The following is a 25,448-nucleotide window of genomic DNA, read 5'->3' on the forward strand; positions in this document are numbered from 1 at the left end:
TCCATGGGCGATGAACTGGTTTTGGTCACGGGCGGATCCGGGTTCCTGGGTGCGCACTGCATCGTGGCGCTGCTGGAGCGCGGTTACCGGGTGCGCACCACGGTGCGTTCGATGGACCGGCAGGTGGAGGTCTGGGCGGCCCTGGAGATGGCCGGGTTGGCCGACGCCGAGGTGGACATTGTCGCGGCGGACCTGAGGTTCGATGCGGGCTGGGAGGCGGCGGCCGCCGGGTGCGGCTACGTCCTGCACACCGCGTCCCCGTTCCCGGCCAATGCCCCGAAGGACGAAAACGAACTCATCGTCCCCGCCCGCGACGGCGCCCTGCGGGTGCTCTCCGCCTCCCGCGCTGCCGGGGTGAAGCGCGTGGTGCTGACCTCTTCGTTTGCCGCGGTCGGCTACGGGCATCCGTCCCGGGACACGGAGTTCACCGAGGCCGACTGGTCTAACCCGCAGGCCGACATCGGCGCGTACACCAAATCCAAGGCGCTGGCCGAACGCGCGGCCTGGGACTTCATCGCGGCCGACGGCGGGACGCTGGAACTGGCGGTGGTGAACCCCGTGGCCATCATCGGCCCGGTGCTGGGCCCCAAGCTCTCCACGTCGATCGAGCTGGTGCGGCGGCTGCTCTCCGGCGGCATGCCGGGGCTGGCGAAAATCTCGCTCCCCGTGGTCGACGTGCGCGACGTCGCGGACCTGCACGTGCGCGCGATGGTCGATCCGGCGGCCGCGGGCGAGCGGTTCCTGGCCGTCGCCGGTCCGGCGTGGAGCCTCGAGCAGATGGCCGGCATCCTGCGGGTCCGGCTGGGGAACGAGGGCTCGAAGATTCCGACCCGCGTGTTGCCGAACTGGTTGGTGCGCGCTGCGGCGGTCTTTGTCCCCCCGCTGCGCCAGCTGGTCCCCCGGCTGGGTGTGGTGAGGAATGCATCGAACGCGAAGGCCGTCGGCACCCTCGGCTGGGAGCCGCGGCCCGTCGAGGACTCGCTGGTCGACACCGCGCGGTCCCTGCAGAAGCTGGGGATGCTTTAGGCCTTGCCCTGTCTTGCAAGCTCGCGCAGGCAGAAGACCGTGACGGCCAGGATGAAGACCAGGCAGAGGTAGCCGAGCCCGGCGAATCCCAGCCAGGCCAGCAGCAGCCCGGACCCGGCGGCACCCACTGCACCGGCGGCGCCCATGAGCGTGTCGGAGACGCCCTGCACCAGCACCCGGCGTTCGCGTGCCACCCGTTCGGCCAGGAACGCCGAGCCGGAGACGGTGGCCATCGACCAGCCCAGGCCCAGCAGCACCAGGCCGGTGGTGACCGCGGCCTGCGAATCCGCGCCGAGGCCGCAGACCAGCACCGCGGCAACCAGCATGCCCTGGGAGGCCAGCATCATCCGGATCCGCCCCATCCTGTCGGCCAGCGAGCCGACCAGCGGGGAGAGCGCGTACATGCCGGCGATGTGCAGGGAGATGGTGAACCCGATAACCACCAGGATGTCGGTGGTGCCGTGGTGCATGGCGTGCCCCGGCGTCGCTGCCATGTCCTTGAGGTGCACCGGCGTCATGGACATGACCCCGACCATCACCAGGTGGGCCACCACGATCGTGGAGATGCCCAGCATCGCGCCCGGCGATTGGCGTGCGGCGGCCAGTCCCGTGGCCAGCGAACCGCGCTTGCGTCCCGGTGCGGGTTTGGCGGTCGGGTGCCCGGCGGCCTCGTCGTAGCCGCGGGCCAGGAAAATCGGGTCGGGGCGCAACCCGATGTTCAGGATCACGATGGCCAACACCATGCCGGCCAGGGAAAAGAGGAACGGCCCGCTCATCGGCGGCAACCCGAGGCTTGCGCCGAGTGCCGATCCGGGTCCGATCAGGTTCGGGCCGGCTACCGCGCCGACGGTGATCGACCAGACCACCAGGCCCAGGTCGCGGCCGCGGGTGGCATCGTCGGCCAGGTCCGTTGCGGCGAAGCGCGCCTGCAGGTTCGCCGCGGACCCCACGCCGAGCAGCGCCGCACCGAGCAGCAACACGGGAAAACTCCGGGTGACAGGTGCCAGTATCATCAGCACCGCGCCGATCGCCGCCAGGAAGTAACCCAGCGACAGCGCCACCCGGCGTCCGCGTTTGACCGCCAGCGCCGCCAGCGGCAGTGCACTCACGGCGCCGGCCACGGAGATCGCGGTGGTGGAGGCTCCGGCAAAGGCGTTCGATCCGGTCAGTTCGACGGCCATGAGCGAGCCGATGGCCAGGCCCGCACCGTTTCCCACGCCGGAGAGCAGCTGCGAGGCAGAAAGCGTGAGCACCACGCGGCGCTGCGCCCGGGCGCGGGTGGATACGGGATTGAGCACCGATTTTGGAGAAGTAGTCACCCGCGCAAGCTTAGCAACGGGCGGGGATTAAACGACCGTCGGGGCCCGTCTCCCGAAGGAAGCGGACCCCGACGGGGACATGCAGGGGCCGGTCGACTACTCGGAGTCGGCCTTGGCTGCTTCGTCTGCAGCCTTGATCTCCTGTGCGGCCTTGTGCTCGGCGGCGGCGCGGCGGCCGGCCGGAGAAAGCAGCGAGGCAACGGTGGCGATCACAATGGTGCCGAGGATGACAACCAGCGAGACCGTGATCGAGATGTCCGGGACCCACTCGATGTGCTCGCCGTTGTTGATGAACGGCAGTTCGTTGACGTGCATCGCGTGGAAGACCAGCTTGATGCCGATGAAGGCCAGGATGATCGACAGAGCGTGCTTGAGGTAGACCAGGCGGTCCATCAGGCCACCGAGCAGGAAGTACAGCTGGCGCAGGCCCATCAGAGCGAACAGGTTCGCGGTGAAGACGATGAACGGGGACTGGGTCAGGCCGAAGATCGCCGGGATCGAGTCGACCGCGAAGAGCAGGTCGGTCATGCCGATGGTCACGAAGACCAGCACCATCGGGGTGAACATGCGCTTGCCGTCGATGGTGGTGCGCAGCTTGTTGCCGTCGAATTCCTTGGAGATCGGCAGGTTCTTGGTCAGCTTGTAGACCAGGCCGTTGTTGGCGCCTTCAGACTCGTCCTCGCCGTGGTCGGTTGCCTGCTTCCATGCGGTCCAGAGCAGGAACGCACCGAAGATGTAGAAGACCCACGAGTAGTTTTCGATGACAGCGGCACCGAGGATGATGAAGATGCCGCGCAGGATCAGCGCGATGATGATGCCGAACATCAACACTTCTTGCTGGTACTTACGTGGCACCGAGAAGCGGGCCATGATGATGATGAACACGAAGAGGTTGTCGATGCTCAAGGAGTACTCGGTGACCCAGCCGGCGATGAACTGCTGGCCGAGGTCCGGGCCCGCCTGCCACCAGACAACGGCGCCGAAGATCAGTGCCAGGGTGACGTAGAAGCCGACCCAGAGGCCGGATTCCTTCATCGAAGGTTCGTGTGGTTTCTTGACTACGTAAAGCAGGTCAAGAAGAAGAATGATGCACAATGCAGACAGAGATATGATCTCAAACTGCAGCGACAAGCCGTGGTTTCCCAATGTGGGGCCTTTCAAAACGGGGTACGTGAAATTACCGCAAGTCTCTCCGCCGCCCGCTCAGATTGGGACGACCGCTGCGCCCGGCGAGGCATCGATGCCTCGCGTGTTGACGACCACAGCACAATTGGGATACTCCCCTACGCTTGAAACAGTCTAGCGTACTCATGTTTCGGGCACGTGAATGACCTGCGGCTTTACCCGGAATCTTCGAATGCGAGCAAGTCTCCGGGCTGGCAAGGTTCTGGAAACAGCGCCTACGCGTGACCTGCGTTTTTCATCTGGCGAAGCTCCTTCTTCAGCTCCGACACCTCGTCGCGCAGGCGGGCGGCAACCTCGAAGTGCAGCTCGGCGGCGGCCGCGTGCATCTGCTCGGTCATCTGGCTGATCATGTCCACGAGGTTCTCCGCCGGGGCCGCGGCCAGGCCGTCGGCACGGACGACCTCGTGTGCCTTCTTGGTGCCGGCGCTCGAACGCTTGGCGTTCTTGGCCAGTCGCTGGTTGTTCAGCAATTCCTGGGTGTCGGCGTCCTCGCGGGCCAGCGAATCGGTGATGTCGGCGATCTTCTTGCGCAGCGGCTGCGGGTCGATGCCGTGGTCCTTGTTGTACTTCTGCTGCACCTCGCGGCGGCGGTTGGTTTCCTCGATCGCCTGCGCCATGGCGTCGGTGATCTTGTCCGCGTACATGTGGACCTGGCCGTCGACGTTTCGGGCGGCACGGCCGATGGTCTGGATCAGCGAGGTAGCCGAGCGCAGGAAGCCCTGCTTGTCGGCATCGAGGATCGCCACGAGCGAGACCTCGGGCAGGTCGAGGCCCTCACGGAGCAGGTTGATGCCGACCAGCACGTCGAACAGGCCCATGCGCAGCTCGCGCAGCAGCTCGACGCGGCGCAACGTGTCGACGTCGGAGTGCAGGTACTGGACCTTGACCCCGTGTTCGGTGAAGTAGTCGGTGAGGTCCTCGGCCATGCGCTTGGTCAGCGTGGTGACCAGGATGCGCTCGTTGCGCTCCACGCGTGCGCGGATCTCGTCGAGCAGGTCGTCGATCTGCCCCTTGGTGGGCTTGACGATGATCTCGGGGTCGATCAGGCCCGTGGGGCGGATGATCTGCTGGACCACGCCGTCGGCCTTGCCGAGTTCGTACTTGCCCGGGGTCGCCGAGAGGTAGACGGTCTGGCCGATGCGCTCGAGGAACTCGTCCCACTTCAGCGGCCGGTTGTCCATGGCCGAGGGCAGCCGGAAGCCGTGCTCCACCAAGGTGCGCTTGCGCGACATGTCGCCCTCGTACATGGCGCCGATCTGCGGGACAGTGACGTGGGATTCGTCGATGACCAGCAGGAAGTCGTCGGGGAAATAGTCGATGAGGCAGTGCGGCGCGGTGCCCGCGGCGCGGTCGTCGATGTGCCGGGAGTAGTTTTCGATGCCGTTGCAGAATCCCATCTGCTCCATCATTTCCAGGTCGTAGGTGGTGCGCATGCGCAGGCGCTGGGCCTCCACCAACTTGTTCTGGCTCTCCAGGGTTTCCAGGCGCTGGCGCAGCTCGTCCTCGATGTCGGTGATCGCGCGGTTCATGCGCTCGGGACCTGCCACGTAGTGGCTGGCCGGGAACACGTACATCTCGTTTTCCTCGCGGATCACGTCCCCGGTGACCGGGTGCAGCGTGTGGATCGATTCGATCTCGTCGCCGAAGAACTCGATGCGCAGGGCCTGTTCCTCGTACATCGGGATGATCTCCACGGTGTCCCCGCGCACGCGGAAGGTGCCGCGGTGGAAGTCCATGTCATTGCGGGCGTACTGCATGGAGACGAACTTGCGCAGCAGGTCGTCGCGGTTCAGCTCCATGCCCTTCTTCAGGGTCACCATGCCCGCGACGTACTCCTCGGGGGTGCCCAGGCCGTAGATGCAGGAAACGGTGGCGACGACGATGACGTCGCGGCGGGTGAGCAGCGCGTTGGTGGCCGAGTGGCGCAGGCGTTCGACCTCCTCGTTGATGGAGGAGTCCTTCTCGATGAAGGTGTCGGTCTGCGGCACGTAGGCCTCGGGCTGGTAGTAGTCGTAGTAGGAGACGAAGTACTCGACGGCGTTGTTGGGCAGCAGCTCGCGGAATTCGTTGGCCAGCTGCGCGGCCAGCGTCTTGTTCTGCACCATGACCAGCGTGGGGCGCTGCACCTTTTCGATGAGCCACGCGGTGGTGGCGGACTTGCCGGTGCCCGTGGCGCCGAGCAGCACCACGTCCTTTTCGCCCGCGTTGATGCGTGTTGTCAGTTCCTTGATCGCCGTTGGCTGGTCGCCGGCGGGCTTGAACTCGCTGATGACCTCGAAGGGGGCAACGACGCGGTTGATTTGCTGGGCAAGACTCATGTTTCTAGGCTACGCCCTGGGGCGGACAGGTTGGCCGGTGCTCGCGTTGGGCTGAACGGAAGGTCTCGGTTGCGGCGCGGACAAGACCCTCGATCCGGGCCAGCGCCTCGCCTTGCCCGTCGCCGATGGTGTTGTGGACCCAACGGAAGTAGCGGTCGGCACCCGCAAGAATGCCTGGAACGACTATGGCCGGATCGATCTTGTGGGACACGTTGTTAGCCGTGAACGTGGCGCTTCGGGGCGCACCCTTCATGGCGATCGCTGCCGGTTGGCCGGACAGGGTTTCGTTGCCTTCGCCGACGGCCAGAAAACCCTCGAGAACGTCCAGCAGCGCAAGCCAGATGCCCGTCACCTCGTCCCAAAGGTCCAACGGGATCAGCTGTTGGCCGTGATACAGCAAGTGGACGAGGCCATCGCTTCCGTGGGGGTTGCGCGTGGCGCGGTCAAACCACAGCGCTGCCGCGCGTTTGCCCTCGCGATCGACACTCACCAGGTAGTGCTCCGGCCGGGCACAAAAGTCCGCGAGGTCAGTCACGGTGTGAGGGATCAGCAGGAAGGATTCGGTGGCGAATGTATTCGTGTTCACGGGCGACGGTGCGGGGACCCGTGGTTCTTCCGCACGTCGCGCTCGACGATGTTGCCCAGCGAGGCGCGCATGGTGCGCATCATGAACAGCACGGCGGCAAACGTGGCCGCGACGATGCCCAGCAGCGCCAGCCATGCCGGCACCAACACCACGGCAGTGTAGCCGGAGTCCCGCAAGACGAATTGCGCGAGGCCACCGAGGAACAGCCACGGCACCAGCGCGGCGGCAAGGCTCAACCCGCAGACAAGCCAAGCGAACTTGATGCGGCGCAGCTCCCGGTCGGCGCGGGCCTGCTCGGCCTCGAGCAAGACCCGGAGTTCCTCCTTGGCCGCTTCGCGGTCAGCGGGCATGCTTGGATTCCGCACGTGACTTGACATCGAGGGACTCCCAGACTTCATTGACGCGGTCCCGCAGCTCTTCGACGGTTCCGGAATTTTCGATGAGAATGTCGGCGACGGCCGCGCGTTCCGCGTCCGCGGCCTGAGCGGAGATGCGTGCCAGGGCATCGGCTTCGTTCATGCCGCGGTCCCGGGCCATGCGGCGCAGGCGCTCCTGAAGCGGGGCCGCGACGACCAGGACCACGTCGAAGTCCTGCCCCTGCCCGGTCTCCACCAGCAGCGGGATGTCCTGGACGATCACCGCGTCCGCGGGGGCGGCCTCGCGCAGGCGGGCGGCCTCGGCGCGCACCAACGGGTGCACGATCGAGTTCAGCTTTTCGCGCGCGGCGGTGTCCTTGAACACCAGCGCGCCCAACGCCGGGCGGTCAAGCGCCCCGTCCGCGGTGAGGATTCCGGGCCCGAACGCGGCGACGACCGCCGCGAGCCCGGGGGTCCCGGGCTCCACGACGGCCCGTGCGATGGCGTCGGCGTCGATGAGCACCGCGCCGAGTTCGGCCAGCTGCCGCGCGACGGCGGATTTCCCTGCGGCGATCCCGCCTGTCAAACCAACATTGAGCATGCGTCCTAGCCTACAGGCGTCCTAGGAAACAGGCGCGGGCGCGATGTTCTGGTTGTGGCGGAACAGGTTGGCCGGGTCGTACTTCGCCTTGATGCCGGCCAGCCTGTCGTAGTTCTGCAGGTAGGAGGCGCGGATCCGGTCGGTTCCCTCGTCCATCATGAAGTTCACGTAGGCCCCGCCGGCGGTGGTCGGATGCAGCTCGTCGTAATACGACTTGGTCCAGCCGGTGATCAGCGCCGCGTTGGCCGGGTCCGGATCGACCCCGACGATCACCCCCGCCCAGCCGCCCTGCCGGTAGGCGAAGGCCGTGGCGTCGGCCGGGACCCGCGCCGCGGCCCCGTCGATCGGGTACAGGTGCATGGTGGAGTGGCCGGTGGGCAGGGCGGCGCCGTACTTGGCGTGGATGTCGATTGCGGCATCGGAGATCTCCCTGACGAAGTCGGCCCGCCAGTACCACTGCATGCCGGCCGGGAAAAGCGGGTCGAAGGCCTGCTGCAGCGCGGTGAACGGCATGGCGTGCAGGCCCACCACCAGCGGTGAGCCGTAGTCGCGCACCGGGGCCAGCACCGCGTCGGCGGCCGCGTGGTCGCCGGTGTAGCACCAGATGATGCCGCAGGACTTGCGGCCCCAGAGCTCCTCGGGGAACGGCGGCGCCGGCGGGATGGTCAGCAGCCCGATCCAGCCGCTGAGCTCCTCCGGCAGCGCGGGCAGCAGCTCCCGGTACCAGCGCATCACCGCGGGGGTGTCGGCCAGGTCGTAGAGCACGGGGCCCCCAATGATCACTCCGTGCTCCCCGATGTCGTGGGTGCGGAAGGTGAAGGAGGTGACGACGCCGAAGTTGCCGCCGCCCCCGCGCAGGGCCCAGAACAGGTCGGGGTGCCGGTGCTCGTCCGCTGTGACAAGGGTTCCGTCGGCCAGTACCACGTCCGCGGAGAGCAGGTTGTCCACCGTCAGGCCGAAGCGCCGGGTCAGGTAGCCGATGCCTCCGCCCAGGGCCAGCCCGCCGACGCCCGTGGAGGCGATGAAGCCGCTGGGGGTGGCCATGCCGAAGGCGACGGTGGCGTGGTCCACGTCGGCCCACACCGCCCCGCCGTCCACGCGCACGGTGTGGGCCGCGGGGTCGATCGTGGTGGAGCGCATGGCGCCCAGGTCGATGACCAGCGCGTCGTCGGCGACCGACAGCCCGGAGGCCTGGTGGCCCCCGCCGCGCACGGCGAGTTCGACGCCGTTCTCGCGGGCGAAGTTCACGCAGGCGACGATATCCGCGGTGTCGGCGACCCGGGCGATGGCCGCCGGGCGTCGGTCGACCATGCCGTTGTAGACGGCACGCGCCGCATCGTAGGTCGCGTCCTGCGGCAAGGTCAGCGTTCCGCGCAACGACGCCGCGAGTTCGGCGAAGGGTGCTTCCGTGGTTTCCGGTTGCCCGCTCATGGTGTTCTCCTGCTTGGTGCTTGGGGGTGGTTCTTGATGGATTCCACGCTAGGCGCCCGCGCGTTCGTCAGGCGTTCGCATCCATTTCCAGCCGCCGCAACAGCGCCGTGCTGCCCTGCCCCTCCGCCAGGGCGCGGGCCCGATCGAGCATCCCGCGGCGCTCCGGTCCGCGGGCATGGCCGGCGCGCAGGCGCAGCACCTCCGGCAGCCACCAGACGTCGCTGTGCTGTTCGGCAGTGGCCAGGGCCGCGTCCAGCACCGCGCACGCACCCTTCCGGTCCCCCTCGGCGGCCAGGTTCTCGGCCAGCAGGGACAGCCAGTAGGGCATGCGGGCCAGCGCGTCGTGGGCGCGCAAGACCGCGATTCCGGCGCGGATCTGCGCCGTTCCCTCCGGCCCGCCCGCCAGCCGGCCCTGCAGGATCTCGCCCCACTGCCCGTAGTAGGCCAGGTCGTAGCGGCGGCACAGTGCCAGCAATTCCGTGGTGAGTGGCTCCAGGGCGGCGGTGTCCCCGCGCAGCTGCTGCAGCAGGGCGGCGTAGGCCAGGGCCACGGCCCGCGTGTAGGGAAGCTCGCCCTGCCCGGACATGGACAGCGCCTCGTCGGCCAGCTCCGTGGCTCGGGCATCGTCCCCGACCAGCCAATGCGCGTGGGATGCCCAGCCGCGGGCATGGATCTCCAGCCTGGTGCCCAGGATGTAGGAGTAGCCGGGCCGCCCGATCTCGCTGCACCGGGCGAAGTGCCCGATGGCCTCGGCCGCCCGGCCCAGACCCTGTGCCGCCCCGGCCACCGCGAAGTGCGCCTGGCCCAAAAGGTCGGGATCGTCCCCGGCAAGTTCCAGCGCCTGGCGGGCGATCTTGTAGGACGGCCCGATCCGTCCCTGGACGTAGCGGCCGGCGAAGATCCCGATCAGGCTGTCCGCCAGCACCTCCCGCTGCCCCAGCGCCAGGGCGAGTTCCCGGATGCGTTCGAGGTTGCCCAGCAGCTCGGCCGACGAATAGCCCAGCAGCGCCGTCTGCGGAGGGGACATGGAACGGCGCACGGACAGCTCCGCCGTATCCCGCGCGCGGCCCGCCGGCTGGGTGGAGATCAGCCCGAGTGCCTGGCCGTAGCTTTTCAGCGCCGCGGAGTTGGCAAACACCCGCGCGGCGTCGGCCCCGGCGCGCAGGTGGAACGGCAGCGCGCGTTCCGGGCTGGAGCCGAGCGTGTACTGCTCGGCGAGCGTGGAGGCCACGGCGTCGAGGTTTCCCGCGTGGAGCAGCTCCAGGCCCTGAGCCAGCCGGCGGTGCAGCAGCCAGCGCTTGGCCGGGGTGGCGCCCTCGTACGCGGCCGCGCGCAGCAGGTTGTGCCCAAATCCGTATCCGGAGCCCGCCGGCAGCAGGATGCCCAGGCCCCACAGCTCGTCGATGGCGTCCACCAGCTCGCCGGTCTCCAGGTCCCCCGCCTCGCTGAGCAGGTCCAGGCTGATGTCATGCCCGAAGGCCGCCGCGAGTTCCGCGACGTGCCTGGCCTGCGGGCTCAGCCGCTGCATGCGCCGTCCCAGCAGCGGGCTGAACCCCGCCTCCGGAAACGACTCCGCCTCCGGGAACGCGCGCGCGGCCTCCAGGACGTAGAGCGGGTAGCCGCCCGTGGCCGCCTGCAGCAGCCTCGTTTCGGCCTCGTCCAGCGCGCGCCCGCGGATGTGCCCGGCCAGCTCGCCGCTTGCCGCGGCTTCGAGGGGCGCGACACCCATTTCCCGCAGCAGCCCGGCGCTGCGCGCCCCCTGGAGCAGGCCCGCCACGGCCGCGGCTCCGTTTTCCCCGCCGGCGCGCAGGGTCGCCGCAACCAGCAGGTTCGCGGCCCTGCCGGATCCCAGCAGGAAGGCCAGCCAGGCGGCGGTGTCCGCGTCGCACCATTGCAGGTCATCGAGCACAAACAGGGTGGGCCGGCCGGTGGACTCCACCGTCGTGGCAAGCGCCTCGAAGAACCTGAACCGCTGCCAGGCATCGACCATGGCCCGCCCGGACCCGGCCCGGGGCGCGGGGCCCGCGGGTTCCAGCAGGTCCGTCAGCAGGTCCGGCAGCACCTCCGGCAGCAGCCTGGCCGCCTCGCGCCGAAGCGGCGCGGGCAAGGTGGCCAGCACCGGGGCGAAGTCCCGGCTGCGCAACCACACCGCCACCGGCGCCAGCGGGATCCGGCCCGACGCGTCCACGCACCGGGCCTGGGCAACCACCGCGCCCGTGGCCCGGGCCAGGTCGCCCAGCGCCGCGGCAAGATGCGTCTTGCCGACGCCCGGTGCGCCGGAAAGCACCAGCAGGCCCCCGCGGCCCGCGCGGGTTTCCTCCCAGCATTGCCGCAGCACGGCCATCTCCCGGGCCCGTCCGATCGGCGGGTGCCCGGCGCCCCGGCCGAGGGCATCGGCCACGCCGGCGGCCGGCGTGCGGCTGGGTCCCAGCAAGTTGCGGGTTTCGGCCGAAGGTGCCACACCGAGTTCGCGCTCGAGCACGGCGGTGCAGCGGTGGAAGGCGTGCAGCGCGGCCGCCCGGTCCCCGAGGGCCAGGTGGGCGCGGATCAGTCCCCTGTAGCCGGCCTCCTCCAGCGGCTGGATGGCGATGCGTTGCCCGGCCACCGCCAGGGCGTGCCGACCCTCCCCCAGTGCGGTCCATGCCGCGACGGTCTCGTCGCACAACGCGGTGCATTCGGTGCGGATCCGCTCCCGCGCCGCGGGCACCCAGTCCGAGTAGTTGCCGGGCATCAAATCCCCGCGGTACTCGTCCAGGGCCAGCTGGGCGTGGGCCAGGAATTCCCGCAGATCCGGCTCGCTCGCCGCCAACAGGGCGGCTTCGCGTTCCGCGGCGAACACCTGCACATCGACGCGCAGACCCGGAGCGGGAATCCAGCCGATGGCCCCGTTCGAGGCCGCAAGGCAGTCGACCCCCTCCAGCAATTGCCGCAGGTTGTGCAGTTCCCGGCGGAGGTTTGTCATGGCCTGGCGCTCGGGGGTGTCGGGCCAAAACGTCCCGGCCAGCACCGGCCGCGGCACGCGGATCCCGGGGTGCAGGACAAGATAGGCCAACAGCTCCACCGCCCGGGACCCGCCGGCAACAAGGTCAACGCCCAGCAAAGTGAGACGTTGTTCACCGAGCAGATTCAGTTGCAGCACGGCCCCTGCCCCTTTTGGCGACTAGCCCCCGCATGGAATTCTCCCACCGCCGCCCGGGGCAGGCAATGAGCGACCGGTCCCGACTGACTAGAATGGATCGGTGATGCACAGCGAATCCATGGCGACGGCCTATACGACGGTGGACGGCGACTTCGTCCACGAGTTGGAGATCAAGCGTTCGCGTTTCATCACCTACCTGCGCCGCGTCGAGTCCGAGGAGCAGGCGCGCGGCCTGATTGCGGAGCTGCGCAAGAGCCATTTCGATGCGCGGCACCACTGCAGCGCGTTCATCCTGGGCGCCGACCGCATGGCCATGCGCAGCAACGACGACGGCGAGCCCTCGGGCACCGCCGGCATCCCGATGCTCGACGCGCTGGCCAAGCGAGAGACGGCGCCGGGGGTCACCGACCTGTCCGACATCGTCGCGGTGGTGGTGCGCTACTTCGGCGGCATCCTGCTGGGCGCCGGCGGCCTGGTGCGCGCATACTCCGATTCGGTCTCCAGCGCCCTGGACACGGCCCCGCTTCTCCGCCGCCAGCGCATGCGCATCCTCGGGGTGGACGCGGACTACGTCGCTGCGGGCAAGCTGGAGAACGATTTGCGCGCCGGCGGGATCCAGGTGCTGGGCACCGACTACGGCCCGCGATTGGCCACCTTGCGGGTGGCACTGAACGACGAGAATGATGCGATCGAGCAGTTCAAGGACCGGCTCGCCACGCTCAGCGCCGGCTCGAGCACTGCCGAGAACCTGGGAACCGAATGGGTGGATGTACGTTGAAACTGGAATTTGAGTCGCTGCGCCGCTGGCCCGACGTCGAAGCGGAAAACCTGCAGGCGTTCGACGCCGCGGACAGGCTGCTGCTGGACCTTGCCGCGGAGGCGGGCTGGCCGGCCGAACCAGGCAGGGTCGCCATCCTGAACGACCACTACGGCGCACTCACCCTCGGGGCACTGACCGCGGGGGTGCGCTCCGTGCGCGTGCACCAGGACGCGCTCTCCGGCGCCCGGGCGATCGAGGCGAACGCGCAGCGGCTGCTCCCGGAGCTGGCCGGCGAATACAGGCACCTGCCGCCGGGCGCCGGGTTGCTGGAAAACGCGTCGTTGGTCCTGATGCAGCTCCCCCGCTCCCTGGACGCGCTGGAGGAAATGCTGGCCTTCGTGGCCGAGCATGCCTCCGCCGACGTCACGGTGATGGCCACGGGCCGCATCAAGCACATGGGCCTGGGCATGAACGAGGTCATGGGACGCTACTTCGAGACCGTCACGGCCTCGCTGGCGCGGCAGAAGTCCCGCGTGCTCACGGCCGCGGGGGGCCGCCCGGCGGGCCAGCGGCCGGCGCCGCGCTTCCCGCTGCACGGTTCATTCCCCGTGGGACTGGAGAAGCCGCTCGAACTGCGCGCCTACGCCGAGACCTTCGGCGGCGCGAAGCTCGATCCGGGAACCCGTTTCCTGCTCGAGCACCTGGATTTGCCGGACACCGCCGGCCGCGCCGTCGACCTTGGCTGCGGCAACGGAACCATCGCCGGCTTCATCGCGCTGAAGTACCCGCTGCTCACGGTGTACGCCTCGGACCAGTCGGCATCCGCCGTGGCCTCGACCGCGGCAACGGCCGCGGCCAATGGCGTGGCGGACCGCGTGGCCCCGGTGCAGGACGACGCGCTGGCGTCGCTGCCGGATGCCTCCGAGGAACTCGTGGTGCTCAACCCGCCGTTCCACATGGGAAACACCGTGCACGCGGGGATCGCGCTGAAGCTGATTGCCGACGCCGGCCGCGTGCTGGCGCCCGGGGGCGAGCTGTGGTGCGTCTGGAATTCGCACCTCGGCTACAGGTCTCAGCTGGAAAAACTGGTGGGCCCCACCCGCCAGGTCGCCAGGAACCCGAAGTTCACGATTACGGTTTCGACACGCGCATAACGGAGAGTTCGCGACGGCATGGGCGAGTTTCAATCGTTAGGGACCCAAGTGGTGCAATACTGCTGGAATGGATGAGCGCACCGAGGTACCCAACAAGGCCCTGATCGTCGTCGACATGCAAAACGGCGTGATCGAACATTGCGTTCACCCCAAGAAGGTCACGGCGCGCATCCAGGAAATGGTCAGCAGGGCACGCGATACCGGGACCCCGATCTTCTGGGTGCAGGACGAACAGGACTTTGCCCGTCATTCCACCCCGTGGCGCATCGCAGCCCCGCTGGAGCCCCGCGATGGCGAGCACCACATCTTCAAGACATACCGCGATGCATTCGCCGGAACCGGGCTGCACGCGGCACTGAATGCCCAGGACGTCCAGCACGTGGTGATCTGCGGCGCCCAGTCCGACTATTGCGTCCGCACCGCGGCCCAGCGCGCCGCGGCAATGGGCTTTGACGTGACGCTCGTACGCGATGCCCACACCACCGGAGCCGCGACCTTCGAGGGTCAGACCATGACCGGGGACCAGGTCATCGCCCACACCAACGCGTACTTTGCCGGCCTCGAGTATCCCAAGCAGAAGATTTCACTGCTGCGCGCCGAAGAAGTCGTCTTCCACCCGGTGCCGGTTAACGACTAAGTCTGGTCGAAGTTGGGCGCTGCTTTGTTGCCACGCTGATCCACTGAGACAAAGATTGGGTGCCCGTGTTTGTAGCGTTGGGCATGGCCGTCGATCCCGAACGGCCTCAGGTCCAGTTCATCAACGCGCCCTGCCATGGGTGCGGGGCTTGGCGTTGTCGCGGGTTCGCTGTCGGAATTCCGCTGCGCTTCGCGCACGCGCACGTAGTTCTCCGAAGGCTCACCGCGCCACCCTTCGATAGCCACAAATTCATGGCCTTCAACCAGACCGGTGCGCCCCGGCAAGCCCCGGCCCGCGTAGCCAAGCACACCGATTGGCCTGCCCATGGCGGTGATCGGAAGCCTGGACAACTGGGTCCAAACCCATGGCTTGGTGCGGGCAGCGGCGGCAAACTCCGCTGCGCCCATTGAATTGACCACGTCCACTCCGTGCACCGCACAATGCAGGTCCACATGAACCTCGTCCATGTAGTCCGCCCCGAGAACGTTTTCCACGAGTTTCGACTGTTCATCGCAACTGCAGCCGTCACGCTTTTGCTCTTCGTCGGAGAGATCCCCGGTATCCAGCCAGTCCTTTCCCGCCACGGATAGCGGCCCGCCATCGGGTGTCGGCAGGATCCAGAGCACGGAACCGATCGACCCGTCCCGGAAGATGCGCCAGGCGATCCGGCACAACAGGACCGCTGCCCAAAGCGCAGCCCCAAGCGCTAACGCCAGCAGGAAGGGCTCAAACGGCTCCGAATTCGGCTTGGGGCCGTTGGAACGGGATTCGTTGAGGAACCACGAGAATGCGAGGTAAGCGGCCAGTGCCAAGCCAGTAAGGAACAGGAACCCCCCGCGTCCGCTACGCGCATGCTCTCGCGCCCATTTTGCCTGTTCTCTGGTGAGCGGAAGCACGTTCGGCGCCTCTTGGCTCAAGACACTCCGCAATTTGCCAAGTGCAATGAATTGCCGCAGGCCCATCAACAGGTCTATCAATCCCGCTCCACCAAGAATCGCCGTGCTGCACCAGAACCACCACTGGGGTTCAAGCCCAAGGTTTGACGTGACAAGGTTTTCAAGCTGGACCGCGAGAAATGCCACCCAGATTCCCAGCCGCGGCGCAACCAGGACAGGTATCAGGACGAGAAGCATCATCGTAAGTGCTACATCCGGCATGAAGGTCGACGGCTCCAGGAATGCGGCCCAGGTCGTGTCTTCCGCCGGAGAATCGTCCGACAACGAAGTGATGGCCATCGAAGCAAGAAACCCTACGAACCCCACAACCAGGACTCCACGCAACATGGCCGGCGAGAACATCCTGGGCAGGGCGTTCCATTGGGCCTCACTGGGGCGGAGCAACAGGACAGTTTGTTGATTGGTCACCCCATGATCCTGCCATCGGTCGCGCCCCCGAAACGAATTGGTTAGGCTGGCTGAAACACCAGTGACCAGCGAGGAGACGCCGGCAACCATGAACCCCAAACACCAACGATTCCTTGCCGACCTGAAACGGGCGGGCATCGAGCGAGAGATCCGACTGCTCGACGAACACACCCATACCGCGGCGGCTGCGGCCGACTACCTGGGATGCAAGGTGGCGGCGATTGCCAACTCGTTGGTCTTTGACAGCGAGGGCGAGGCGCTGCTGATCATGTCCAGCGGGGCTGGACGGGTGGACACCGCGTTGGTTTCGGCGGCGCTGGGCGGCAGAAAGCTGAAACGGGCGACACCCGACTTCGTCAAGCAGGCAACGGGCCAGGTCATCGGCGGCGTGGCGCCGGCAGGGCATCCCGCTCCCCTGTGCACCGTCATCGACATCTCGTTGCGCGATTTCGACGAGCTCTGGGTTGCCGCCGGAACCGCGGATTCGCTCATGCCCATCACCTACACGGAATTGCTCTGGCTGACCGGCGGAACCGAGTTGGAAGTCCGCTAAGGCCCCGCGACCGAGGGCGTCAGGCAATGCTCGGTGTCAGGTCAGCTCACCGTGGCCTTTTCGCTCGGAGCCAATGCCTTCACCAGCAGCGCATCGGCGACCACGATTTCATGGGGCGAGACCTCAAGGATCGGCAGCGGGCCCGACAAGGCATCGGGTGCGTCCCTGAGCTGCTACTGCTGCATCAATCCGGAAATCCCTCGTTCACATAGGAGTTCATCGCCGGCGAGGTAATCGATCGGTTCTCCGGCAATGTGGCCCAGAACGGAGCGCGGCTGCACGACGTCGTAGTCGGGGGTCACTGGTTCGAGGTATCCAACGGTTTCCCCGCCTTCCCGAATCACGGCTATCCATGTGGACTCGTCCATGATTCGAGGTTAGTCCGGAGGCCCCGGGTTTTCCGAACCGGATGGTTAACGACGAAAGCCTCCTGTCCCACCAAAGGGTGGAACAAGAGGCTTTCGTTTAAGCTACCTCGAGTGAATCAGTGATTCACAAGCGGAGGAAGGCTTAGGCTCCGGCCAGCTTCTCGCGCAGTGCTGCGAGTGCTTCGTCGGATGCCAGGGTGCCGGCCTCGGTTGCCGGAGCATCCGAGGAGTAGCTGCTTGCAGCGGACTCGGCCGGTGCGGCTTCAGCAGCTGCATCGTCGGCGAGGTGCTGGGCAACCTGCTTCTTGTGGGCTTCCCAGCGGGTCTGGGCGTCAGCGTACTGCTGCTCCCAAGCCGAACGCTGGGTCTCGAAGCCTTCGAGCCATTCGTTGGACTCTGGGTCGAAGCCCTCCGGGTACTTGTAGTTGCCCTCTTCGTCGTACTCTGCAGCCATGCCGTAGAGAGCCGGATCGAATTCGGCACCTTCCGGATCGACGCCCTCGTTGGCCTGCTTGAGGGACAGCGAGATGCGGCGACGCTCGAGATCGATGTCGATGACCTTGACGAACAGTTCGTCTCCAACGGAGACAACCTGCTCGGCCAGCTCCACGTGGCGCACGGCCAGCTCGGAGATGTGTACGAGGCCTTCGATTCCGTCTTCGACGCGAACGAATGCACCGAACGGAACAAGCTTGGTGACCTTACCCGGTACAACCTGCCCAAGGGCGTGGGTGCGGGCGAAGGTCTGCCATGGATCTTCCTGGGTGGCCTTGAGCGAAAGCGAAACACGCTCGCGGTCCAGGTCGACCTCGAGAACCTCGACGGTGACTTCCTGGCCAACTTCGACAACCTCGGACGGGTGGTCGATGTGCTTCCAGGACAGCTCGGAAACGTGGACGAGACCGTCTACGCCGCCAAGGTCCACGAATGCACCGAAGTTGACGATGGAGGAAACGACGCCCGGACGAACCTGGCCCTTTTCCAACTTGTTGAGGAACGTGGAGCGAACCTCGGACTGGGTCTGCTCGAGCCAGGCACGGCGGGAAAGAACAACGTTGTTGCGGTTCTTGTCCAGCTCGATGATCTTGGCTTCGATTTCCTGGCCGATGTACGGAGCCAGATCGCGCACACGGCGCATTTCGACGAGCGATGCCGGCAGGAAGCCGCGCAGGCCGATGTCGAGGATAAGGCCGCCCTTGACCACCTCGATGACGGTGCCGGTAACGACGCCGTCTTCTTCCTTGATCTTTTCGATGTCGCCCCAGGCACGCTCGTACTGAGCACGCTTCTTGGACAGGATCAAACGACCTTCCTTGTCCTCCTTGGTGAGGACGAGGGCCTCGACGTTGTCACCAACGGCGACTACGTCGCCCGGGTCAACATCGTGCTTGATGGAAAGTTCGCGGGAAGGAATGACACCTTCGGTCTTGTAACCGATGTCGAGCAGAACTTCGTCGCGGTCAACCTTGACGACGATGCCTTCGACGAGGTCGCCATCGTTGAAGTACTTGATGGTGGCGTCGACGGCAGCGAGGAAGTCTTCAGCAGAGCCAATGTCGTTGATTGCAACAACTGGAGCACTGGTCTTCTCGTTGGAGGTGATGGTCATGTAGTAGGGACTCCGATGTGGATAGTCTGTATGAATCGGTCGGCCGGAAGTCCCGGCATGTTCCGAATTAAGCTTTGAGCGGGCACGGCAAGGCCGAAACACGCCCTATTAGTCTATTCCCCCACACCCTGCCGGGTCAAAACGTCAATCACGGCTCTTGTCAAGCCGGAGTGTCGGATTTTGCCGCCGATGAAAGGGGCTCGACGAGGGACGATGCAGGCGTGTTTTTAGAACGTCTCGGACAGCTTGAGCAGGCGCAGATCCCGGGATTCAAGGGATTTCAGCAGCCCGGGAAGCGCCCGTGACACGCCGGCCCCGGTGCCCGAATTCGGGCGGTTGAAATGCCCGATCCCGACATCGCATTTGCCCAGCAGTGCCGTTTGTGCGGCGACGGTGGCCGCCGGGAACGTTGCTCCGGCGTCGAGGTTCACGGTGAAATTCATCGGAATGAGTCCAAGCTCACGCGTCATGCGGGCGCTGAGTTCATCCATGTGGGCGGTTCCGGAGCGGAAGAACTTCGTCTCGACGCCGAAGGTCTCCGCCAGATAGCGCTGGTTGCCCATGACCTCGTCGTAGGCTTGGGCGATCGATGCGGTGCCGGGAATCTTGTAGGCGGCTTGTCCCCTGCTGGACAGCGGCGCATGGGAGGTGCCGTGGTTGGCGATCTCGAAGAGCGGATCGGCCACCAGCTCCAGCATCAGGGCATGGTTGGCCTTGGCCCAGCGGCTGTTGATGAAGAGCGTTGCAGGGGCCCGGTGTTTGCGCAGCACCTTGAGCAAGGTGGCGTCGCACCCCGCTCCGTGCGGGCCGCCGCACGCGTCAAAGGTCAGTGCCGCCCCGCCGGCCCCGGCAGGCAGCCCCAGTTGGATGCCCTTGACCCCGAGCCCGAAGGCGCCGGCGGGCTTGCCGGCAAAATCGGCGATCGCCGCTTCGCGGGTCATCGCCCGGGTGCGGCTCACCGAGGGGCGAGGCGCCGGGACTGCCCTTGCAGCGGTTGTCTTTGCCGTGGGACTCGGGGTGGGCGGTGCCGCGTTGGCTCCCAATTCGAGTGGCAACTTGGGCGAACCGGGGTCGGCAACGCAGGAGCTGAGCGCGGCGGCACCGAGCCCGAGGGCCGCGCCGAGGAAAGCCCTGCGTCCCGGACGGAACGGGGTTGGAGGTGGAACGTGCATGTTTTTAGAAGTCCGCCTGGCAATAGGGAACGGTGGCGGTGGCGAAGAGCGCATCCATGGCGGGCAGCGCGCCGGCCGAATGGACCGTGAGCACGCCGGCCTCGTGAAGCCGCGTGGCGCTCGTGGCACCGAGGTAGAGCGAGGCCAGGTCGCGCACGTCGAGGCTCGCGTCCACGGCGAGGTCCGCGGGGGCCGGGCGCACCACGGGTTCCCCGTCCGAGACCGTCAGTTCCCAGGCGCCGTTGACCAGATGCAGGTCGTCGCGCACAAGCAGGCTGATTCTGCCGTCCGAGCTGTAGCTGCGGGCGCCGAGCGCCGCGGGGACGTCCAGGATGCGCAGCCACAGGTGGTCGCCCAGCGCCGTGACCTTGTAGGACCGCGAATCGGCCAGCGCGGCGGGCAGCACGTCGTCGACGGGGCCGCGTCCGGTGACCTTGTCAATCAGGTCGTGGGCGCCGAGGTGGGCGACCAGTTCCCGGCGGGCGGCGCCGTCGACGGCGCACAGCTGCTGGATCTCCATGGTGTAGGGATCACTCTTCCACCCGGAGAACAGGTAGGTCACGAATCCGTCGGGGTTGCCCTGCGCGTCGAGGTGCAGGGCGGCACGCAGGTTCTTCACCGGCTTGAGCGATTCGTAGTCGTCCCACCGGCCCTCGGCGAAGCCGAGGTCGAAGTGGTTGTGTCCGACCGATCCGAGCGTCCTGGCATGGGCTGCCGCGAAGATGGCCGCGGCGTGGTTCTTCAGTTCCGCCGGGGCGACCTCCACGATGCTGCCGGTCGTCGCGGCACGCAGCTGCGCGCCCCGGTCCACCTTGAGCTCGAAGCGCACGCGTTCGGCGGCCAGCCCGAAGCCGAACCTGCCGTAGATGGTCGCCTCCGAGGCGGTCAACGCCGCCAGCGGCATGCCCGCTTCCCTGGCACGCCTCAGGTCCTCGGTGATCACGGTGCGCAGGATGCCGCGGCGGCGGTGCGTCGGGCTGACGGTCACCGAGGTGATCTGGTGCACCGGCACCGGTTCGGCTCCGCCCACGTTGATGGTTCCGGGGAACGCTGCGTAGGTGGCGACCGGCTGGTCGGCATGGATCGACGGGGCAACCGCCGCATCGTCGTGCACGGCGGTGAACGTGATGCCATCGGCAATGGCGATCTCGGCCAGGGTCTTCAGCCCGTCGGCCTCCGGCGGGCCGTCGTGGAATCCGCGGCTGGTTGCGAGGTTGAAGGCATCGGTGCGCCCGGTGGGCACGCCGTCCACGATTTCGGGGGCGAAGCGCTCGATGCGGATCGTGCTGTTTTCACTCATGGTCGATGCAGGCCTTCGTCTCAGAATCCGTTGATGGCGTGGGGCAGCCCGGGCAGGTCCAGCAGCCGGCCGAGCCGCTCAGGCTCCCCCGGGCCTTCGGCCCGCAGCAGGCCGGCGGCATGGAGTTCGGCAACGCCGGCGGCCGAGAGCAGCAGCGGCCCGAGCGCCACGGCGTCGCATGACACGGTGGCCGGCGCGTCGTCGTCCAGGCGGGTGACCACGGCCAGCCCGTCGCCAACCTCGAACCCGTAGGTTCCGGAGGCCAGGTCCAGCGGGTCCTCGACACGCAGGGTGAAGTTCCCGGTGCCCCGGTATTCGCGGGCGGCAAACGCCTGGGGCACGTCCAGCACGCGGACCCAGAGCCCGTGCCCGCGTTCGCTGTAGCCGATCCGGGCGGCATCCTCCAGCGCCCAGCCCAGCGGGTCGTTGGCGGCGGCGAACGGGTAGCTCACCCGCTCCACGAGGTCGTGGGCGGCCAGGAACCTGAACAGCTCACGGCGGGCGACCTCGGTGGCGGCCACCAGGTCCCGGACATTCAGCGTGACGGGCTTGGGGTCCCAGCCGGCAAACGCGTAGGTGACGAAGCCCTGGACCTCCCCGGTGGCATCCAGGTACACGGCCGCGCGCTGCTTCGGATCCGGTTCGGGGCCGTCGTCGCCCCAGCGCGCGGTGGCGTGGCGAATGTAGGATTCCTGGCGCCCCACCGAGCCGCGCCGGGTTTCGTGGAAGCGTTCAAAGAGCGTCCCCGCGATGTCGCCGAGTTTTTCGGGTGCCACCTGGACCACGGACCCGACGGCTGCCGCGTGGAAGCGCACGTCGCCGCGCACGTCCAGCTGCAGGTCCTGCTGCTCGGTGACCCGGCCGAAGCCAAAGCGGCCGTAGATGGTCGCCTCGGTGGCGGTGAGCGCGGCCACCGGGAACCCGGCGGCCTTGGCCCGGGTGAGGTCGCCGGTCATGAGCTCGCGCAGGATGCCGCGGCGGCGGTGCGTGGGGCGCACCGTGACCAGGGTGACCAGGTGCGCGGGAAGCAGCCCGGCGCCCGCGTTCAGCGTCTTGGCGAACGACGCGAAGGTCGCCACCGGCACCAGCGGGTCCACGAGCCCGGCGGGCCGGGTGTCGTCGTAGACGCCGGTGAGCACCCGCGCATCGGCCTCGTGGGATTGGAGCATTTGCTCCAGCTGGTCCGCCGTAGCGGGCTTGTGGTAAAAACCCTCCCAGGCGGTGTTGATCCAGGCGGCAAACTGGCCGCTGGCCGTGCCGTCTTCGCGGCGGGCCAGTGCCACGTTCTCGATGCGCAGGTGCTCGGCCGTCATCAGTGGCCGGCGTCCTGCCACGACTTGCCGATGCCCACGTGGACATCCAGCGGCACCTTCAGCTCCGCGGCGGCGCCCATCTTTTCGCGCACCATGGCCTCGACGGCCTCGAGCTCGCCGGGCGCGACCTCCAGCACCAATTCATCGTGGACCTGCAGCAGCATGCGGCTCTTGAGTCCCGCGTCCGCCAGGCCGTCCTGCACGCCGAGCATGGCGCGCTTGATGATGTCGGCCGCGGACCCCTGGATCGGGGCGTTCAGGGCGGCGCGTTCGGCGATGTCGCGCAGCTGGCGGTTGTCGCTGGCGAGCTCCGGCAGGTAGCGGCGGCGGCCGAAGATCGTCTCCGTGTAGCCGTCCTTGCGCGCCTGGTCCACGACGGCGCGCAGGTAGTCGCGCACCGCTCCGAAGCGGGAAAAATAGTCCTTCATGAGGTTGCGGGCCTCGTCGACGGAGATCTTCAGCTGCTTGGACAGGCCGAACGAGCTCAGCCCGTAGGCCAGGCCGTAGCTCATGGCCTTGACCTTGGAACGCATCTCGTTGGTGACCTCCGACGGTTCCACGTCAAAGACGTGCGAGCCGACAAAGCGGTGCAGGTCCTCGCCCTCCTGGTAGGCCTGGATCAGGCCCTCGTCGCCGGAGAGGTGCGCCATGATGCGCATTTCGATCTGCGAGTAGTCGGCGGTCAGCAGGGTCTCGTAGCCCTCGCCGACGACAAAGACCTCGCGGATGCGGCGGCCCTCCTCGGAGCGGACCGGGATGTTCTGCAGGTTCGGGTTCAACGAGGACAGGCGTCCGGTGGCGGCAACGGTCTGCGCGTAGGTGGTGTGGATGCGTCCGTCGGAGGCAACGGCCTTGCGCAGGCCCTCGACGGTCTGGCGCAGCTTGGTGGCGTCGCGGTAGGCCATCAGCGCGACCAGGAAGGGGTGCCCGGTCTTGACCAGCAGGTCCTGCAGCGACTCGGCGTCGGTGGTGAAGCCGGTCTTGATCTTCTTGGTCTTGGGCAAGTCGAGTTCCTCGAACAGGACCACCTGCAGCTGCTTGGGGCTGGAGAGGTTGACCTCGTGGCCGATCGCCGCGAAAGCCTCCGCGGTGGCCAGGTCGATGGTCATGGTGAAGTCCGAATACAGCTCGTCGAGCTTGGCGGCGTCGATGGCGATGCCGGCCATTTCCATCTGCGCCAACACGTGCGAGAGCGGCATTTCCAGTTCCTTGAGCAGGGAGTCTCCCCCGCGCTCCACCAGCATGCCGGCCAGGTGCTGGGAAAGTTCGCGCACCACGTGGGCCGCGCGCACCGCCGGGGTTGCAAGGTCCGGGCCCTCGAGGTCCAGCGTCAGCTGGCCGTTCGCCGGGGCCTCTGTGGTCTCCAGCGACATCTTCAGGTGCACCTGGGCAATGTCCGGCAGGTCGTGGCTGCGGCGGTCGGGCTGGATCAGGTAGGCGGTGATCATGGTGTCGTCGGCAACCCCGGCCAGCTCGAGTCCGCGGTTTTTCAGCAGCTTGTAGGTGCCCTTGTAGTCGTGGACCGCCTTGGCGTAGTTGCCGGAAGACAGCACCTTGGCCAGCGACTGCTCGGCGTCGGCATCGATTTCCTCGAGCGAGACGTATGCGTTGGCATCGACGGAGGCGAAGGCGAGCCCAACCACGTCGAGGCTTCCGGACGCGGGCACCGTGGCCGCGTGCATGCCCAGCAGCTGGGCGCCGTGCTTCGCGAACCAGTCGTGGATCTCCGCGGCGGAGGCGAGCATCGCGTGTTCGGCGATCTCCACTTCCTCGCGGGCGTCCTCCGGCTCGTCGCCGAAGAGGTCGAACAGGCGCTTGCGCAGGGTATTGAACTGCAGCGCGTCAAAGAGCTCCTCGACGGCTTCGCGGTTGGGGCGTTCCAGCTCCATGGCGTCGAGTTCCACCGGCAGCTCAAGGTCGCGCAGGAGGTGGTTCAGGCGGCGGTTGCGGGTGACGTTGTCGACGTGTTCGCGCAGCGAGTCGCCGACCTTGCCCTTGATGGAGTCGATGTTTTCGAGGATGCCCTCCAACCCGCCGTAGAGGTTGATCCACTTTGCGGCGGTCTTCGGGCCCACTCCCGGCACGCCGGGCAGGTTGTCCGCGGTTTCGCCCACGAGTGCGGCAAGGTCCGAGTACTGTTCCGGGCGCACGAAGTACTTGGCTTCGACGGCGTCGCCATCCATCGGCGGAATGTCGGAGATCCCCTTCTTGGGGTAGAGCACGAGGGTCTTTTCGGTGATCAGCTGGAAGGCGTCGCGGTCACCGGAAACCACGAGCACGTCAAGGCCTGCGGCCTCGCCCTTGGCGGCGAGAGTGGCGATGATGTCGTCGGCCTCGTAGCCGTCCATGGTGATGGTCGGGATGTTCATGGCTTCCATGACCTTTTGGATCAGGTCGATCTGCCCGTAGAACTCTTCGGGGGTCTTGTTGCGGCCGCCCTTGTACTCGGTGTATTCCAGCGAGCGGAACGTGGGGGTGTCAAGGTCGAAGGCCACGGCAACGTGGGTGGGCTTCTGCTGCCGGATCATGGTCAGCAACATCGACACAAATCCATGCACCGCGTTGGTGTGCTGTCCGGTGTCGATGGCGAAGTTCTCTGCCGGCAGGGCATAGAAGGCACGGAAGGCCATCGAGTGCCCGTCAATCACAAGAAGTCGCTGGGGATCGGTTGCCACAAGTTTGGTTGATTCGCTCACACCTGCCAGCCTAGTTGGCATGAGCGATAATTTCACACAACACAACGCCTCCCCGGCCGAGATGTCTGGCACCTTTACCGAGGCCAGGGCGGAACACCCGAACCCCTTCGCCGGGCAGCTGGCTGCGCACGGGGTTCCCGAAGCGATGTGGCCGATGCTTGCCGCCCACGGCGTGGGCACCCTGGTGGAGAAGCTCGGCATTGTTTTCACCGAAATTTCCGCGGACCGCGTCAGCGGGACAATGCCCGTCGAGGGCAACCAGCAGGTGGCCGGGATCCTGCACGGCGGGGCGTCCGTGGCACTTGCCGAGACGCTCGGTTCCTTCGCGGCCGCCGTGCACGGCGGCGGCAGGAAGCGCCCGGTGGGCGTGGACATTTCCGCGACCCACCACCGCGCCGGGATTACCGGACTGGTCACCGGCGTGTGCACCCCGATCCACCTGGGCCGCACCTTGACCACCCACGAGATCGTGATCAGCGACGAGCAGGGGCGCCGCATCTGCACCTCGCGCATCACCAACATGCTGCTCGAAGGCTAGCCGGGACGTTGGGCGGCGATCCG

Annotated in this window: 21 protein-coding genes; 6 read left to right on the forward strand and 15 right to left on the reverse strand. The window is 67.2% G+C overall.

Annotated elements, in window-relative coordinates:
* The first annotated feature begins 3 nt into the window (after positions 1–3).
* Complete coding sequence (locus JOF47_RS09750) at positions 4–1,026, forward strand: SDR family oxidoreductase (protein WP_209997389.1); 1,023 nt, start codon at positions 4–6, stop codon at positions 1,024–1,026.
* On the opposite strand, the gene JOF47_RS09755 is transcribed toward JOF47_RS09750, so the two are convergent.
* The 8 genes from JOF47_RS09755 to JOF47_RS22175 form a co-directional block, all read right to left on the reverse strand.
* Positions 1,023–2,345, reverse strand: a complete 1,323-nt coding sequence (locus JOF47_RS09755; protein ID WP_209997390.1) for an MFS transporter — start codon at positions 2,343–2,345, stop codon at positions 1,023–1,025. The two genes, JOF47_RS09750 and JOF47_RS09755, sit on opposite strands and share 4 nt — an antisense overlap.
* A 96-nt stretch (positions 2,346–2,441) precedes the next feature.
* Complete coding sequence (locus JOF47_RS09760) at positions 2,442–3,491, reverse strand: TerC family protein (protein WP_377737818.1); 1,050 nt, start codon at positions 3,489–3,491, stop codon at positions 2,442–2,444.
* 254 nt (positions 3,492–3,745) lie between these two features.
* Positions 3,746–5,848: an excinuclease ABC subunit UvrB gene (gene uvrB, locus JOF47_RS09765; RefSeq protein ID WP_209997391.1), complete on the reverse strand. Its 2,103-nt coding sequence runs from the start codon at positions 5,846–5,848 to the stop codon at positions 3,746–3,748.
* Between the two features lie 4 nt (positions 5,849–5,852).
* On the reverse strand, positions 5,853–6,434 hold the full coding sequence (locus JOF47_RS09770; protein ID WP_209997392.1) for a hypothetical protein: 582 nt from the start codon (positions 6,432–6,434) through the stop codon (positions 5,853–5,855).
* Positions 6,431–6,784 carry a hypothetical protein gene (locus JOF47_RS09775; RefSeq protein ID WP_209997393.1) on the reverse strand — a complete coding sequence of 118 codons (354 nt, stop codon included), beginning with the start codon at positions 6,782–6,784 and terminating at the stop codon, positions 6,431–6,433. Before JOF47_RS09775 ends, JOF47_RS09770 begins: the two co-directional genes overlap by 4 nt.
* Positions 6,774–7,391 (reverse strand): dephospho-CoA kinase, encoded by a 618-nt coding sequence (coaE, locus tag JOF47_RS09780; RefSeq protein ID WP_209997394.1) that lies wholly within the window; start codon positions 7,389–7,391, stop codon positions 6,774–6,776. The genes JOF47_RS09775 and coaE overlap by 11 nt, the downstream gene beginning before the upstream one ends.
* Positions 7,392–7,412: 21 nt before the next feature.
* On the reverse strand, positions 7,413–8,822 hold the full coding sequence (locus JOF47_RS09785; protein ID WP_209997395.1) for an FAD-binding oxidoreductase: 1,410 nt from the start codon (positions 8,820–8,822) through the stop codon (positions 7,413–7,415).
* A 67-nt stretch (positions 8,823–8,889) separates the two neighbouring features.
* Positions 8,890–11,961: an ATP-binding protein gene (locus JOF47_RS22175; protein WP_209997396.1), complete on the reverse strand. Its 3,072-nt coding sequence runs from the start codon at positions 11,959–11,961 to the stop codon at positions 8,890–8,892.
* Between the two features lie 103 nt (positions 11,962–12,064).
* On the opposite strand from JOF47_RS22175, the gene JOF47_RS09795 reads away from it, so the two are divergent.
* From JOF47_RS09795 to JOF47_RS09805, 3 genes are all read left to right on the forward strand, one after another.
* A complete protein-coding gene (locus JOF47_RS09795) occupies positions 12,065–12,739 on the forward strand; it encodes a YigZ family protein (protein WP_210001551.1) in 675 nt (224 codons plus the stop codon).
* Positions 12,721–13,875, forward strand: coding sequence for a class I SAM-dependent methyltransferase (locus JOF47_RS09800; protein WP_209997397.1), 1,155 nt, complete (start codon positions 12,721–12,723; stop codon positions 13,873–13,875). Before JOF47_RS09795 ends, JOF47_RS09800 begins: the two co-directional genes overlap by 19 nt.
* 67 nt (positions 13,876–13,942) lie before the next feature.
* Positions 13,943–14,512 carry an isochorismatase family protein gene (locus JOF47_RS09805; protein ID WP_209997398.1) on the forward strand — a complete coding sequence of 190 codons (570 nt, stop codon included), beginning with the start codon at positions 13,943–13,945 and terminating at the stop codon, positions 14,510–14,512.
* Here the strand turns inward: JOF47_RS09805 and JOF47_RS09810 are convergent.
* A complete protein-coding gene (locus JOF47_RS09810; protein ID WP_209997399.1) occupies positions 14,509–15,966 on the reverse strand; it encodes a hypothetical protein in 1,458 nt (485 codons plus the stop codon). The genes JOF47_RS09805 and JOF47_RS09810 overlap by 4 nt on opposite strands.
* Between JOF47_RS09810 and JOF47_RS09815 the strand changes: the two genes are divergently transcribed.
* Positions 15,965–16,429 (forward strand): YbaK/EbsC family protein, encoded by a 465-nt coding sequence (locus tag JOF47_RS09815; RefSeq protein WP_209997400.1) that lies wholly within the window; start codon positions 15,965–15,967, stop codon positions 16,427–16,429. The genes JOF47_RS09810 and JOF47_RS09815 overlap by 2 nt on opposite strands.
* A 173-nt stretch (positions 16,430–16,602) precedes the next feature.
* Here the strand turns inward: JOF47_RS09815 and JOF47_RS09820 are convergent, their stop codons facing one another.
* The 6 genes from JOF47_RS09820 to polA form a co-directional block, all read right to left on the reverse strand.
* Positions 16,603–16,797: a hypothetical protein gene (locus JOF47_RS09820; protein ID WP_209997401.1), complete on the reverse strand. Its 195-nt coding sequence runs from the start codon at positions 16,795–16,797 to the stop codon at positions 16,603–16,605.
* 142 nt (positions 16,798–16,939) lie between these two features.
* Positions 16,940–18,406, reverse strand: coding sequence for a 30S ribosomal protein S1 (gene rpsA / locus JOF47_RS09825; RefSeq protein ID WP_209997402.1), 1,467 nt, complete (start codon positions 18,404–18,406; stop codon positions 16,940–16,942).
* 227 nt (positions 18,407–18,633) lie between these two features.
* Positions 18,634–19,578: a polysaccharide deacetylase family protein gene (locus tag JOF47_RS09830; protein WP_209997403.1), complete on the reverse strand. Its 945-nt coding sequence runs from the start codon at positions 19,576–19,578 to the stop codon at positions 18,634–18,636.
* 4 nt (positions 19,579–19,582) lie between these two features.
* Positions 19,583–20,878, reverse strand: coding sequence for a GNAT family N-acetyltransferase (locus JOF47_RS09835; RefSeq protein ID WP_209997404.1), 1,296 nt, complete (start codon positions 20,876–20,878; stop codon positions 19,583–19,585).
* 20 nt (positions 20,879–20,898) lie between these two features.
* A complete protein-coding gene (locus tag JOF47_RS09840) occupies positions 20,899–22,191 on the reverse strand; it encodes a GNAT family N-acetyltransferase (RefSeq protein WP_209997405.1) in 1,293 nt (430 codons plus the stop codon).
* A complete protein-coding gene (gene polA, locus JOF47_RS09845; protein WP_245356721.1) occupies positions 22,191–24,821 on the reverse strand; it encodes a DNA polymerase I in 2,631 nt (876 codons plus the stop codon). Before polA ends, JOF47_RS09840 begins: the two co-directional genes overlap by 1 nt.
* Positions 24,822–24,906: 85 nt before the next feature.
* Here polA and JOF47_RS09850 point away from each other — a divergent pair, with 85 nt between their 5' ends.
* A complete protein-coding gene (locus JOF47_RS09850; protein ID WP_209997407.1) occupies positions 24,907–25,425 on the forward strand; it encodes a hotdog fold thioesterase in 519 nt (172 codons plus the stop codon).
* Positions 25,426–25,448: the final 23 nt, after the last annotated feature.

This window comes from Paeniglutamicibacter kerguelensis (genome assembly GCF_017876535.1).
Lineage (GTDB): Bacteria > Actinomycetota > Actinomycetes > Actinomycetales > Micrococcaceae > Paeniglutamicibacter > Paeniglutamicibacter kerguelensis.